The following is a 14,054-nucleotide window of genomic DNA, read 5'->3' on the forward strand; positions in this document are numbered from 1 at the left end:
TACAAACTAAGAGTCACTTACTCAATAAAGCTGATAGGCCCTAGGTTACAGGGCTAATTTTTGAGTATATGAACAGTGTAAAAAGGCTTAAAGATGAGATTATTTTTTATTAGCTAACTCTGCCATGATGGCTAAGACATCCTCATAGGAGATGTTAAATTCCCGAGATAAATTGATAATCTTTGTTTTGTAGGTTTGAACATGCTCTTGCAATGCAAGCTGATGTTTCTTTTCTTCGACTAATTCGTTAACTGTTTCTTGCAATATCAATAGTCGACGTAAACTATAGTCGAGGGATTTGATATATTTTCCCATCTGTTGTTTGTTACGGGCTTGCTCAAGATCCGCTGAGACTTTTTTATCATATCCATATTCATCAAGAGCCGCGATTGCGCTCTGTAAATCAAGATCAGTAGTCATTTGGTTTTCGCTTTATAACAAAGAAAATAGAGGAACTAAATAATGATATCACTTAGGTAAAAACCCTAAGAGGTTGTCACAGGACGTTAACTATCACAGATTATAATGTGAATGCCAATTTTCACCAAGCAATTAGAAGTCAAAATTAAATAAAAACTGTGCCGTTTTTGTTTTGGCCTTGTCGAGGTCTACAATAATGGGTAGTCTAAATTTTTAACCAGTGCGGAGATTCAAATGCTTGATCTATTACCTGATTTGTTCGACCACTATCCTTCGAAGCTCACCCTATTACCGCTCACCTTTACTGCATTTGGTGGAAAACGTCTTTTTTGGGGCGAGATTGTGACTGTGAAGTGCTTTGAAGACAACTCTAAAGTGAAGGAGGTGCTGGCACAGGATGGTCATGGCAAAGTGTTGGTCGTCGATGGCGGCGGTTCGGCCCGTAGGGCGCTTCTAGGTGATCTTATTGCCCAAAGTGCGTTAGATCATGGCTGGCAGGGCGTGGTGATCAATGGCTATATCCGCGATGCGGCGAGATTGGCAACCTTTAACCTTGGGGTCTACGCACTCGGTGCTATGCCGATAAAGACAGATAAATTGAACCAAGGACAAGTGAATGTGCCTATAGAAATAGGGGGCGTACTCGTTAAACCCGGGATGATGATTTATGCGGATCAAAATGGGATCGCCATTAGCGAGGAGTCGTTGAACTTTGCCTTTTTAAATTAAGGCTCGATACTTGAATGTAAGATGCTATCGATAAGGATGTTTATATGAAATTGATTAAGTGGCTTTTAGCTATTTTGGTGACCTTAGTATTGGTCGTTACCTTATATCTCACGGTATTTTTTGATCCGAATGACTTTAAACCTGAAATAGTCAACGCCGTGAAAAAACAAACGGGTCGCGAGTTAGTGATTGGTGATGATCTCTCATGGACATTTTTCCCCACTATTGGCATTAATTTAGGGGGAATTTCGCTCTCAAATCCTGAGGGTTTTACACCTAAGTCTATGCTTGAAGTGAATAAAGCCATAGCGGAAGTGGCCTTGATGCCACTCCTGAGTAAAGAGATTGAAATTGCCCAATTGAGTTTGGACGGCGCTACAATCAATTTAGTTACCCGCAAGAATGGCAGTTCAAGCTTAGATGGGTTAACGGGGGATTCTGCTGCTAAAGCTAGCTCTGCCAGTGAACCTGCCACTAAAACTCAGCTTGCAAGTATCGAGGTGGGCGGTGTTGCTATCACCAACACACAAATCAATTTGATCGATGAGGCTAAGGGGCAGACGCAAACATTTACCCTAGAGAGCTTAACCTTAGGCGCATTTTCCCTTGATAAGTTTGCCCCCATAGCCTACGAATTTACGGCATCCTTAGCCGAGATGAAAGTGAGCAGTAAAGGGGAGGGTGAAATTAAACTGAGCGCAGATTTCAATCAATTAGTTATTGATAAATTCAATATTGACACTGTGATTGAAGGTGACAGCATCCCTAATCAAAAAGTGAGCACCGCAATTAGTCTAAACACTCAAATAGCCTTAGATAAAAAGCAACTGTCTGCGGATATTATGAAGCTGAGCGCCGCGGATATGAGTGCTTCGGGCCAATTAACGCTGAATTACGGCGGGAAAGTTCCGCAAATTAATGCCGATTTCCAAGTGGGTGATATCGATCTTGATGCTCTATTGCCAAAATCTGCAACAACAGAAGGAACAGAAAAAACCGCTCAGGCAACCACTGCCGCCAAAGCCTCTGAACCTGATTTAAGTGCGCTTAAGTCCCTCGATATGAAGCTTAAATTGGCGGTGAAATCCATTAAGGTCGCTAATCTTTCCACTCAGAACTGGCTGCTAGACTTAGGCGTCAAAGACGGGGTCGTTGATCTAAAACAGCTAACCGCCGATTTATACCAAGGTAAGTTGATGGTAAACGCACAAGTGGATGCGCGTCAGAGTGTGGCGAGTTATCAATTTGATAAGCGAGTGACGGGTGTACAAGTGAGATCGTTACTTAAAGATTTTGCCGAGGTGGATTTATTAGCAGGAACGGCCAATATCAATATTAAGGGAAAAGGTAAGAGCCTGATCCCTGAGCTGCTAAAGAAAAATCTGCTCGCAAATGGCCGCTTTGATGTGACCGATGGCGCCCTCTACGGCGTTAATATTCCACAGATGATCCGCAGTGCTCAGGCTAAGTTAAAGGGAGATTTATCGGCAGATACGAAAGAGGAGCGTAAAACCGACTTTTCGAGTCTGACGGGGAATTTTTCCCTTGAAAACGGTATCGCAACCAATCCCGATCTTGCTATGTCATCACCCTTACTACGGTTAGCGGGTAAGGGCAGTGCAAATTTATTGACCGAAACATTAGACTATAAATTGACGACCAGTTTGGTTAATTCACTTAAAGGTCAGGGGGGAAGTGAGAAAGATGCATTGGTGGGGGTCGATATCCCATTAGCCATTACAGGGACTTTCCAAAAGCCAGAATATGCCTTAGATACTCAGGCATTACTCAACAATCAGTTGAAGGAAGAAACCGATAAGGCCAAGGAAAAGTTACAGGATTCTCTACTGAAAAAGTTAGGTGGTTTTTAATGCTAGTTGGCTTTTAGCGTTGGTTGGCTTTTAATGTGAGGTGGCTTTACCGTTAGATAGCTTTTAAAGAAACGCCCGAAGTTGTTTTAGCAGTTACCAAATAGCCATTTCAGATAGTTGAGTACTTTTGTGCCGTGCCTAGTACTAAAAATATAAAAAAAAGGCAGCGTCCCGAGGTCGCTGCCTTTGTATATCTGTCGAGCTTAGGCCAAGCATTTAGGCGCTTAACTTGCTCTCATCAACCACCAGTTTTAACACTTGACCGGGTTGGATATATTGCGATGGCGTTAAGCCATTCCACTCTAATAACTCGGCTACAGTAACGTTAAATTTGCTGGCGATCCGCGCTAATGAATCGCCGGATTTCACCTTATAACTCACAGTCCGAATTTGTTCCGCCGTCACTTGAGCCTGTGGCGCTATGATGGTGAGCTGCTGCCCTACATGCAATTTGCTGCCTTTATTCAAATGGTTCCATGCTGTTAGCTGCTTTACACTTACCTTATGCTGGTGGGCAATTTCCCATAGGGTATCGCCTGATTGCACCTTGTAGGTCAACTGGGGACCCGTTGCTAGAGCCCGAGTTTTCTTCGGTAATTTTTGACTCGTTGATATGGCGTACAGCTGTTTATCATCCGCAGATACCGGAATGATCAAATGTCTACCTGCCACAATAGTATTGTTTTTCATCCCATTAGCGGCACGGATGGCGGCAATGGTCGTATGGTGATTTTTTGCGATTACCCCAATGCTATCGCCGGGTTTTATGGTGTATCTCAACCAACTGACCCGTGCTTCGCTTTCTGTTTCTGCGAGGGCTTTTTTGAATTCTTCAGATTTATCAATTGGTAGCACTAAAGTGTGCGGTCCCAATGGCGAGGTTGCCCAACGGTTATAACCTGGGTTGAGTTTTTGCAGCTCAAGGGTGGTCATATTGGCAAGCCCTGCGGCCATCGCAAGATCAATCTGGCTATCGATATCCACAACCTCAATGGTAGGGCTGTTCTCAATGGGGGCTAAACTGATGCCATACTCGTCCGCATGTTTAATGACTTCGGCGAGTGCGAGTAATTGAGGCACATAGCGTTCGGTTTCTTTGGGCAGATTAAGAGACCAAAAATCGGTTTCAAGCCCTTTTTCCTCATTGCGTTTAATGGCATTGAGTACTCGAGATTCGCCGGAATTATAGGCGGCGAAAGCATAGAGCCAATTATTATTGGTTTTCTCGTAGAGATATTCCAGCATATCCAACGCCGCAACTGTGGATGCCGGGACATCACGGCGCCCGTCGTACCACCAGTTCATTTCTAGGCCAAAATGGTTGGCCATGGGTGTGGTAAATTGCCATAAACCCGAAGCAGCACTGGCAGATGAAGCAGAAGGATCGAAGGCACTTTCGATAATGGGTAGTAGCGCAATCTCAATAGGAAGATGACGTTTTTCAAGCTCTTCCACAATCATGTACATGTAGGGCGCCGCGCGCTCTGAAATGATTTCTAGATGCTTTGGGTTCTTAATGTACCAATCACGGTATTGATTAACCAATTTCTGATCCGGGATAGGTAATTGCATTCCCTGACGAATTCGTTCCCACACATCGGTAATTTGAGCCGATTCGGCTGGGGATGCGAGGTAATACTGTGGGACTGTATTTTCGGTTGCGACGGTTTCAGCTTCTGGCTTAGTAACCTCGTGGTTGTCTAAGGTCTGACAACCAGTGAGCAGGGCAAATCCCCCTACTACAACATAAAGTGATACTCTCATGGAAAACGGTAGTCCTCTGTTAGTGCATTGTCAGGGCTTCATTTATGCCAGTTATATTATTAACCGAATAATTTTAATGAAGATAATGACAACACAGAGCGCAAAGTATTCACGCAAAAACGAGCCATTCTATGGGATCTTTTCTATCTTGTCCCTTAATTATCTCACATAGTGTAAGGCTATTATTGACTTACCTTATCAAAGGTGGGAAAAACTGTATAAATTTCAAGCGGAAATAAAACTGTTTCTGCTAAAAAATATCTTTCCACTGTCTAAGTAGGGTAAAGCAGGTGAGTTTATCTAATTTGCTGGAATCTTGAATGTTGAAATGCTGTTTTATGCTACTCAGTATATTTAGGTCATCTGGGCGTAAAAACGGATTGATGGCTTGTTCTAATGCGATGCTAGAGGGGATGGTTGCCTTGCCTTGTGCACGCAGTTCGGCAGCTTGTCGAGCATATGCCTGTAATGCGGTGTTGTTTGGATCGACCGTTAGGGCAAACTTAAGATTTGCGAGGGTATATTCATGGGCGCAGTAAACTTGGGTATTGGCGGGTAGGTTTGCCAGTTGGTTGAGGGAGTGGAGCATTTGCTGGGGCGTTCCTTCAAACAAACGGCCGCAGCCAGCACTGAATAACGTGTCACCGCAAAAAAGAGCATCTTCGATAACATAGGCAATATGGCCTGCGGTATGGCCAGGAACACTAAGTATTTGTATTTTATGCTTGAGAAACGGAAGTGATAGCGCTGCGGTAACACTGGGATCAAGTGGTATATTGATCCCGTTAATAGCTTCATTGTGTGGTCCATACACATTGAGGACGCCCTGGGTTGTTTGCTTTACATATGCCACTAACTCCGCGACACCGTCAGTATGATCCCTATGGTGATGGGTGAGTAAAATGCCCGCAAGCGTTAGCCGATGAGCCTCAATATAGGCAATGACCGCGTTGGCATCGCCAGGGTCTACCACATAAACTTGGGATAGCGTTCCTGGTTGTAACACCCAGATATAATTGTCATTAAAGGCATTAATCGCTGTTATAGTGAGCATAGAACTACCTATAGCTGTATTTCGATTTATAGATAAGGTTATTATCCACAAGTGGACGGTGCTTGGCGACTGTTGCCGTTTTATTGGAAGCGATTGAATGGGTGATGTTTATACCCAGTATCGATTCATCTATGGCAATGTTTTATGGTGGAAGGAGGAACTTTGTGTCGTATTTCAGTACTGAACGCAAACCCGAGCAATGGGAAGACTTGCCGAATGGTTCCGCCTTACAGCAAGCGGTTGCTGAGAAATTAACCCATTGGTGGCCTAGGGTTTTTGGGTATCATTTGTTGAAGCTCGGCCCTTTAAGTGCAGAGCTGTCGAGTATGGAATCACCCGTTGCCCACCACTTTTCCCTCACGGCCAGCGACAATGCCTCCATAGTTGGGGATTTTTGTCATCTGCCGCTGCAAAATGGCGTTATAGATGCGGTAGTGATGAGTCTACTGTTAGAGTTTGAGCCCGATCCCTACCGCATTTTACGTGAAACTGACAGAGTGCTGATCGCCGGAGGGTATCTATTTATTGTGGGGTTTAATCCATTAAGTCCGGTTTTTTTAGGCAAATTGTGGCCTAAATATCAAGATTGTCTCCCCTGGAATGGGCGTTTTTTTATGCCATCACGGGTACGAGATTGGCTTGGCCTTTTGGGGTATCAAGTGGTGAGTGACGAGCGTTTAGTGTATCACCCCTTAATTGGCGAGTTTAATGAAGGGCGTTTTATGCAGCAAACCTTGGCTTCTTGGTTACCGAGTACGGGCAGTTTATATCTGATTGTGGCGCGTAAATTAGAATCGCCATTAACGCCAATTCGCGATAAACGCAAAGTATTGCAACCTAACTGGACCACCGCCCCCACGGCGGGACGTTCAGGGCATTTATCCGAACATGTAAAATAACGTAGCGTAGAAACGAGTGTGATATGCGAATTACCTTAAGGCAACTTGCCGTATTTGAAGCCGTAGCACGTAATGGCCAGGTTGCTAAAGCGGCGGATCAAGTCAATTTATCGCCTCCGGCCACGTCTATGGCATTGGCCGAATTAGAAAAACAGCTCAATGCGCGCCTATTCGAACGGATAGGCAATCGGCTGCAGCTCAATTCTCAAGGGAATTTATTATTGCCACTGGCAACGGAGTTGCTTCACCGGGTCGAGCAAATTGAGCAGGCTTTTACCACTCAAGGTGGGGACTTGGTGGGACACCTAAGTGTCAGCGCCAGTTCCACTATCGGTAATTATCTCCTTGCAAAGGCGGCGGTGGCTTTTTGCCAGCAGCATACTCAAACCCATGTTGATGTGGCGATCACTAACACCCAGGATGTGATCCAATCCGTGGCACAGTTTCGCTCGGAAATGGGATTTATCGAAGGACATTGCACCGACAATCGTCTAAATGTTGAGGCATGGCATAAGGACAGATTATTGGTATTTTGCCATCCGGCGCACCCCTTAGCCGGGCAAACTGTTACACCTTCTATGGTGAGAGGTCAATCTTGGGTACTGAGGGAGGAAGGTTCGGGAACCCGAGAATATTTTGTAAATGCGGCTAATGAACTGGATATGCAGCCCGAGGCCAAGTTCTGTTTCACTACGCCCGATGCGATAAAACTGGCCGTTAAACAAGGTGCAGGCTTAGGGGTATTATCTGAACTCACACTGGATAAAGACATCAGCCGTAAAGAATTAGCCCTAGTGACGATAGAAGGCTTAGTCCTGGAGCGGCAATTTTATCGCATTACCCATAAGAGTCGCCAAGCGACGTCTTTAGGGCAGGCATTTGTGCAGTTTTGTGGGAATTTCTTTAATATTTCTTAGGTAAAATGGCGGGGAGGCACAAATACCCTTGGCAGTATAGTAAGTTAAGGTTGGTAACCTTCGTCAACTTGGGTTGGGTTTGCTTCTGCGGCAGTGCGGGCGAGGATATCGCAGCGTTCATTTTCTGCATGCCCCGCATGACCTTTTACCCACTGCCAGTCAATCTGATGTATTTGTGAGGCCTTATCGAGGCGTTTCCACAAATCCACATTTTTGACAGGCGTACGGTTAGAGGTTATCCAGCCTTTTTTCTTCCAGTTGTGGATCCACGTCATGATCCCTTGACGCATATATTGGCTATCGCTCGTGAGCACCACGCGGCAGGGCTCTTTTAAACTTTCCAAGGCGATGATAGGTGCCAGTAATTCCATGCGATTATTGGTTGTGAGGGCAAAACCGTCGGACATCTCCTTTGTATGGCCTTTATAATTCATTACAATGCCATAGCCACCGGGTCCGGGGTTGCCTAAGCAAGAGCCGTCGGTGAAGATGTGGATCAGTTTTAGTTCAGTCATCGAATTGTTACCATTGCCGTGAATTTCGGCCGAGTATAACTAAAAATTGTCATAAGAAGCGCATAAAAGTATGAATATTATCTCAAACGCCAGTCGTCAGATTATTCTGGATACTGAAACTACGGGTATGAACCAGGGCAGTGGTGCCGTCTATTTGGGACACAGGATCATTGAAATCGGCTGCGTTGAAGTCATCAACCGTCGCCTGACTGGCCGCTATTTTCACCAGTATATTAATCCCGGACAAGCTATCGATCCCGAAGCCATTGCGGTGCACGGTATTACCGATGAGCGCGTTGCGCATGAGCCGCGGTTCCACCAAATCGCCCAGCAGTTTATCGAGTTTATTGACGGTGCTGAAATTGTCGCCCATAACGCCAACTTCGACGTGAGCTTTATGGACCATGAGTTTTCACTGCTGCAGCCTCAAGGTCCGAAAACGGCCAGCATTTGTGACATCCTCGATACGTTAGAAATTGCCAAATTTTTGCATCCAGGGCAAAAAAATAACCTCGATGCCCTGTGTAAACGTTATGGTATCGATAACTCCCGTCGTCAGTACCATGGCGCATTATTGGATGCCGAGATCCTCGCCGACGTCTACTTAATCATGACGGGCGGTCAAACCAAATTCAATTTATCAAATGAAGAAGCCGGGCAAGAGGCGGGCGGGATCCAAAGGTTTGATCCTAATTCACTTAATCTTAAAGTGATCAGCGCATCGGCCGATGAACTAGTCATGCATGAACAACGCCTTGATTTAGTCGCAAAATCAGGAAAATGCCTCTGGAGAGGATAGATAATCGGTTATGACCAAGTCGCGCCATACAACCCTGTTCAAGATTGGTTTAGTGTTAAGCACGCTATTTGCCAGTGCCGCCATATGGGCAGCGGATAAGCCTGAGCCTGTTGCTAACGCGAAGACAGCCACTCCTACTAACGCCACTTCCACGATCGCCACTCCCACGATCACCACGAATGCGCAGACACCCAAGGTAAAAGTGGTGTCATTAGATACAGCTTCGGAGCTTAAAAACCGCTTTAGAATAGATCATATGGTGAGCAGCATGACCCTATTGGTGGAGCGTGAATACGGCTCTGCCCCCGTGGTGATAGTGCTTCCCGATGGTAGTAAGTGGTACGCCAGTCGTCACCCCGAAACCGTCAAATGGGTTGACGGTATTACCGGTGACATGATTTACATCGAATCGCCACCGCCAGGGCCTTGGCAGTTGGTCGGCAAGGTCGTACCTGGCTCCAAGATCAAGAAAGTCTCTAAGCTTGAAATCGAAGTTCAGCCGTTGCCTCAACCGCTTTTTCAAGGGGAACAGGTCAAAATTGTTGCCCAGCTTATGGGGGATGCTGAGCGCGTGCGTATGCCAGGTCTAGATTATCTGGTTGAATGGACCGCACATTTTGTGAGTAAGCATAGGGCAGGGGATGAAAACTTTGCCGCCGGCGATATCATTGCCGGTTCCTACAAGGACAGTGGTGAAAAGCTCGATGAAAAGCCCGACGATGGCCTTTTTACCAGTGAAATAAACCTTAAGCAGCCCTGGGGGGAATATGATTTTGTGGTTCAAGCGCGTAATAATGTGTTTGAGCGGCAAGTTTCTTTTCCTTTTACCTTATCCGCACGGCCAATAAATGCTGAGGTGATTACCCCTGAAGATCCCTTAACGGGCCAATGGAAAATCATGCTGCACGCCGATAGCACTGTATTGCAGCTAGCTGATACCCATTTTTCTTTTGAATTGGTCGGTCCGGCTGGGCTGCAACTGCCTGTGGTGCTTAATGGGCTAACCGAACCCGACACTGAGTTGATATTACCGCCCGTTTCTGAGTTTGGCAGTTATCGCATCAAAGGGTTTGTTGCGACAACAACGCACACGGGGCGTGAAATAGTGCTCGATTTACCCGAACTCTTTTTCAACCTAGTGCAACCGCCGGAGCCTCCACCCAGTCCAGAGGTATTAGCCGCCATTGCCGCCCAAAAAGCCGCAGAAGAAGAGGCGTTGGCGAAGCAAGATGCCATGTTCTGGATCATTAGCATCAATGCGGTGCTGTTGATTTTAGGCGTGTTAGGTTTAATTGTGTGGCGTAAGCGTCAGAGTCTTGCGCAGGCATTAGCCGCGGCTGAGCAGCGTCTGTTGGATGAAGCGGCGGAAAACAAACCCGCGGCACTTTCCCAGGATGAAATCGACCTGACTATGCCCGATGAATTCGATAATCATCGATAAAACAGAGCGTACTCTTTGGAATATTTAACGGTTTTTTGGGAAAGTTAGTTTGATGAATATGAAGATATTTTATTCATTAGTCAGGGTTTTTAGATTAGGTTGGCGAAATTTTAACTAAACGATATAGGCGAGTGAAAAAAACGGTTGACGCTAGCAAGGCTCGACCGTATTATTCTCCGCAACTTGAGTGGAGCGGTAGTTCAGTTGGTTAGAATACCGGCCTGTCACGCCGGGGGTCGCGGGTTCGAGTCCCGTCCGCTCCGCCAGTCAAGTTATTGAAAATTAAAATTATAGTGCTCTAGTAGCGGTATAATAAAAAGTTTGGAGCGGTAGTTCAGTTGGTTAGAATACCGGCCTGTCACGCCGGGGGTCGCGGGTTCGAGTCCCGTCCGCTCCGCCAAATATAGATGAAAGCCTTTGCAGCAATGCAGAGGCTTTTTTCGTTTTGCTGGTGAAATTTAAAAGCGCGGTAGTTTAGTTGGTTAGACTCTTTATAAACAGAAGTCGGCCAGTCACGCCGGGGGTCGCGGGTTCGAGTCCCGTCCGCTCCGCTCCGCCAAATAAAGATTAAAGCCTTTGCAGCAATGCAGAGGCTTTTTTCGTTTTACTGGTGAAATTTAAAAGCGCGGTAGTTCAGTTGGACTCACATTGTTCCTGACAATGTTGAGCATACACTCCTTCCATGGAGATATTAGACTCTTTATAAACAGAAGTCGGCCTGTCACGCCGGGGGTCGCGGGTTCGAGTCCCGTCCAACAGCATCCTTGCTTTACAGCCCTGTTCGGCATCCATGCCTCTCGTTTATAGGCTTATCGCTGCGCGATATTCACCCGCCAAATAAAGATGAAAGCCTTTGCAGCAATGCAGAGGCTTTTTTCGTTTTGTTGGTGAAATTTAAAAGCGCGGTAGTTCAGTTGGACTCACATTGTTCCTGACAATGTTGAGCATACACTCCTTCCATGGAGATATTAGACTCTTTATAAACAGAAGTCGGCCTGTCACGCCGGGGGCGCAGGTTCGAGTCCCGTCCAACAGCATCCTTGCTTTACAGCCCTGTTCGGCATCCATGCCTCTCGTTCATAGGCTTATCGCTGCGCGATATTGCCAATATAAAGGCGAAAGCCTCATCGAAAGACACACAATTAAAGATGCTGATCAATAACACTATGCCTGAATTAGTTGGTGTTATTAAAATGTTAATGCTTTGGATGTGACACTTTTAACACCACGAATATTCTGTGCTGTTTCAACTGCTAATGATTGTTCGCTGCCGCTGCTGACTTTGCCTGTCAGTGTCACAATACCGTTGTTAGTGCTGACATTAATATCAGAGCCATTAATATTGCTCGAATACATAAAACTAGATTTTACTTTGGCGGTGATCCAGCTATCTGAGATGTTGTTACTCTCAGCTTTTTCTTTCAGCTTGGCATTTTCGTCTTTGGTTATCGTAGCGCTCTGAATTTTCAAATTATTGGTGACTGATTTTACGCCGCGAGTATTGAGTGCCAACCGATGAGTAATATCTTTTGCGTTCTGGTTGTTTACTGTGCCATTTAGCGTGACTCGTCCGGATTTAGTCATGACTTCTGTGCCGACGTCATCGACATCTTTATTCCATTGCAATTTAGAGCGAATAGCGGCCGAGATATTGGCATCATCAATTTTGTCACCAAAACCATTTGGGTTAACTTTGGGCATATAATTGATGTCAACGACTATCTGGTTATCAACATCTTTAATACCTGATACGCCCTGAGCTATTTCACCAGCGAGTTCTTTACTGATTTTTTCGTCCACTTTACCTGTCAATACTGCTTTACCTTTTTGTACTGTGACTTTTAGATCATTAGCGCGTAAATAGGGGTTGAGGGCATAACTTGTTGCAATTTGGCTTTCTTGGCGTACATCATCCATTGCTTTCGTTGCTGTATCAGCGGCCGATACTGACAGTAGTGGCGAAAGGGTGAGTAAGATGGCTAAGGTAAAAATAAATTTGCGATACGATAAATTCATGATGGTACTCCCTAACAGAAAGAGAACCAGTGCAGCAATAGCGACACTGGCCTAAGCTAAATACGGTTGTTATTCAGTACAACCGCAAGGTTTAGCATTTACATTTATCAATAAAGCTTTTTACCTGTTTGCTCGAGTCATCTCGGCTCAATGAATAATGCTTTTGCACGAGTTCATTTAGGTTGGCTTCATTGCCGTTCGATTTAAGTAATTCAGCTTCGCTGATTTTGCTCCAATTACCTTTTGCGGCTTGGATCTGGCTTTGCCATTTACCGTTAAAGGCATCTTTTTGCTGTTTTTCGGTATTTTGGCTGACATCAACCTCCTGTTTAGCTTTATCTCCTGCGATAGTTTTACCCGTTTGGTTGTTGCTAGCGGTGACCGGAGGATTGGCTTTGTTGGTTTTAGTATTCTGTTCATCTTTAACGATGGTTTTATTTTGTTCAGTGAATTTATTCATATAAACCTCAAGTAATCCGGTGCAGTGCAAGAGTGCATGAACCGTATATTCAGAATGACCTGTTAAATATTGAACGTCTGTGCGTTAGCGCGCATGCAGTCCGTGGCATTAGCATTTAGATGTAGGCACTTTGTGGATTTAAAGGAAAGTCGTTTGATGATAAGTGCAAGGAATTGCGGTGGTTGTGCAGGCGTTTGGGATTGGCAGTATCAGTACACGCTATCCTTGCGTATCTAGTTTTGATGACTGCCCGATTTATTTAGGGTGTACCACAGACAGCTTTGCTATCTGAAGCCTGAACTTTCACCTTAGTAAAATAGGGTTTTACAACGGTAAAGTTTATCTAGAGTATGTATGACTGAAATAGCCTGCGAGGTTGACTATTTTTTAGTGGCATCAGACGTTCTGACTCCTGCTTAACGACGGAGTAACATTCGCAACAGGTTTGCTCCAGCAATTTGCGGTTCAGTACCTCAATATTACCGCGACTGTAATTGATTATTCCCATTCGTTGCAGTTTTCCAGCCGCATCTGTGACGCCTTCTCGGCGTACGCCAAGCATATTGGCAATTAATTCCTGCGTCATCAATACGCGATCATCCGATAGCCTATCGATAGAGAGTAACAGCCAGCGACATAGTTGCTGTTCAATACTATGGTGGCGATTGCAAACTGCCGTTTGGGCCATTTGGGTGAGCAATACTTGGCTATAACGTAGCAAGAGGTGGAGCAGAGCACCATGGCGGTTAAATTCGTCTTTGAGCCGTTGACCAAACAACCGATAAGCAACGCCAGCGCTTTGTACTACGGCTCGACTCGTGGTGCTTTCTCCCCCCATAAACAGTGCAACGCCGACCATGCCATCATTGCCAACGACTGCAATTTCAGCAGATGCACCATTTTCCATCACATAGAGCAGTGAAATAATAGAGTCCAGTGGAAAATAGACATAACGCAGCTTCGAGCCAGCTTCGCAGACCACGTCACCAAGCTCTAATGACACTAGCTCTAGATGCGGGAAAATACGCTGTTTGACTTCATCAGGTAAGTCGTTTAGTAACCGGTTGTTTTCGGGGGGGGGGGCATTAGCCTTTTTCAGTGCCTGTTCTGGCACCGCTTCCAATTGTTGTGTGTCCATGACTTATAGTGTGTCCTTGTGCTTTAGTGTC

Annotated in this window: 13 protein-coding genes and 3 tRNA genes; 9 read left to right on the forward strand and 7 right to left on the reverse strand. The window is 45.5% G+C overall.

Going from position 1 to position 14,054, the window contains the following annotated elements:
* Window positions 1–99: 99 nt before the first annotated feature.
* On the reverse strand, window positions 100–420 hold the full coding sequence (locus JFT56_RS08600) for a hypothetical protein (RefSeq protein ID WP_007648425.1): 321 nt from the start codon (window positions 418–420) through the stop codon (window positions 100–102).
* 234 nt (window positions 421–654) lie between these two features.
* On the opposite strand from JFT56_RS08600, the gene JFT56_RS08605 reads away from it, so the two are divergent.
* Entirely contained in the window at window positions 655–1,149 is a 495-nt protein-coding gene (locus JFT56_RS08605) for a putative 4-hydroxy-4-methyl-2-oxoglutarate aldolase (RefSeq protein WP_198783216.1), read from the forward strand.
* Window positions 1,150–1,193: 44 nt separating this feature from the next.
* Window positions 1,194–3,020 carry an AsmA family protein gene (locus JFT56_RS08610; RefSeq protein WP_198783217.1) on the forward strand — a complete coding sequence of 609 codons (1,827 nt, stop codon included), beginning with the start codon at window positions 1,194–1,196 and terminating at the stop codon, window positions 3,018–3,020.
* 216 nt (window positions 3,021–3,236) lie between these two features.
* Here JFT56_RS08610 and JFT56_RS08615 read toward each other — a convergent pair whose 3' ends face one another.
* Both JFT56_RS08615 and gloB read right to left on the reverse strand, forming a co-directional pair.
* Window positions 3,237–4,784 carry a LysM peptidoglycan-binding domain-containing protein gene (locus JFT56_RS08615; protein ID WP_198783218.1) on the reverse strand — a complete coding sequence of 516 codons (1,548 nt, stop codon included), beginning with the start codon at window positions 4,782–4,784 and terminating at the stop codon, window positions 3,237–3,239.
* Window positions 4,785–5,034: 250 nt separating this feature from the next.
* Window positions 5,035–5,838 (reverse strand): hydroxyacylglutathione hydrolase, encoded by an 804-nt coding sequence (gene gloB, locus JFT56_RS08620; RefSeq protein WP_198783219.1) that lies wholly within the window; start codon window positions 5,836–5,838, stop codon window positions 5,035–5,037.
* A gap of 164 nt (window positions 5,839–6,002) precedes the next feature.
* On the opposite strand from gloB, the gene JFT56_RS08625 reads away from it, so the two are divergent.
* Both JFT56_RS08625 and JFT56_RS08630 read left to right on the forward strand, forming a co-directional pair.
* The gene (locus JFT56_RS08625) at window positions 6,003–6,737 is read left to right on the forward strand and encodes a class I SAM-dependent methyltransferase (RefSeq protein ID WP_198783220.1); all 735 of its coding nucleotides are present in this window, start codon (window positions 6,003–6,005) and stop codon (window positions 6,735–6,737) included.
* A gap of 23 nt (window positions 6,738–6,760) precedes the next feature.
* Window positions 6,761–7,654 carry a LysR substrate-binding domain-containing protein gene (locus tag JFT56_RS08630; RefSeq protein ID WP_198783221.1) on the forward strand — a complete coding sequence of 298 codons (894 nt, stop codon included), beginning with the start codon at window positions 6,761–6,763 and terminating at the stop codon, window positions 7,652–7,654.
* 44 nt (window positions 7,655–7,698) lie between these two features.
* On the opposite strand, the gene rnhA is transcribed toward JFT56_RS08630, so the two are convergent.
* Entirely contained in the window at window positions 7,699–8,169 is a 471-nt protein-coding gene (gene rnhA, locus JFT56_RS08635) for a ribonuclease HI (protein WP_198783222.1), read from the reverse strand.
* Window positions 8,170–8,239: 70 nt separating this feature from the next.
* On the opposite strand from rnhA, the gene dnaQ reads away from it, so the two are divergent.
* The 5 genes from dnaQ (at window position 8,240) to JFT56_RS08660 (ending at window position 11,167) form a co-directional block, all read left to right on the forward strand.
* Entirely contained in the window at window positions 8,240–8,968 is a 729-nt protein-coding gene (dnaQ, locus tag JFT56_RS08640) for a DNA polymerase III subunit epsilon (RefSeq protein WP_198783223.1), read from the forward strand.
* Window positions 8,969–8,978: 10 nt separating this feature from the next.
* On the forward strand, window positions 8,979–10,409 hold the full coding sequence (locus tag JFT56_RS08645) for a TIGR03503 family protein (RefSeq protein ID WP_198783224.1): 1,431 nt from the start codon (window positions 8,979–8,981) through the stop codon (window positions 10,407–10,409).
* A 189-nt stretch (window positions 10,410–10,598) separates the two neighbouring features.
* Window positions 10,599–10,675 (forward strand) — tRNA-Asp (locus tag JFT56_RS08650).
* A 57-nt stretch (window positions 10,676–10,732) separates the two neighbouring features.
* Window positions 10,733–10,809 (forward strand) — tRNA-Asp (locus JFT56_RS08655).
* A gap of 227 nt (window positions 10,810–11,036) precedes the next feature.
* A tRNA-Asp gene (locus JFT56_RS08660) sits at window positions 11,037–11,167 on the forward strand.
* A gap of 430 nt (window positions 11,168–11,597) precedes the next feature.
* On the opposite strand, the gene JFT56_RS08665 is transcribed toward JFT56_RS08660, so the two are convergent.
* From JFT56_RS08665 to JFT56_RS08675, 3 genes are all read right to left on the reverse strand, one after another.
* Window positions 11,598–12,425, reverse strand: a complete 828-nt coding sequence (locus JFT56_RS08665) for a BON domain-containing protein (RefSeq protein ID WP_198783225.1) — start codon at window positions 12,423–12,425, stop codon at window positions 11,598–11,600.
* Window positions 12,426–12,516: 91 nt separating this feature from the next.
* On the reverse strand, window positions 12,517–12,885 hold the full coding sequence (locus JFT56_RS08670) for a hypothetical protein (RefSeq protein ID WP_198783226.1): 369 nt from the start codon (window positions 12,883–12,885) through the stop codon (window positions 12,517–12,519).
* 343 nt (window positions 12,886–13,228) lie between these two features.
* Window positions 13,229–14,023 carry a Crp/Fnr family transcriptional regulator gene (locus tag JFT56_RS08675; RefSeq protein ID WP_198783227.1) on the reverse strand — a complete coding sequence of 265 codons (795 nt, stop codon included), beginning with the start codon at window positions 14,021–14,023 and terminating at the stop codon, window positions 13,229–13,231.
* Window positions 14,024–14,054: the final 31 nt, after the last annotated feature.

This window comes from Shewanella putrefaciens, from assembly GCF_016406305.1.
In the GTDB taxonomy this organism is placed as follows: Bacteria; Pseudomonadota; Gammaproteobacteria; order Enterobacterales; family Shewanellaceae; genus Shewanella; species Shewanella putrefaciens_C.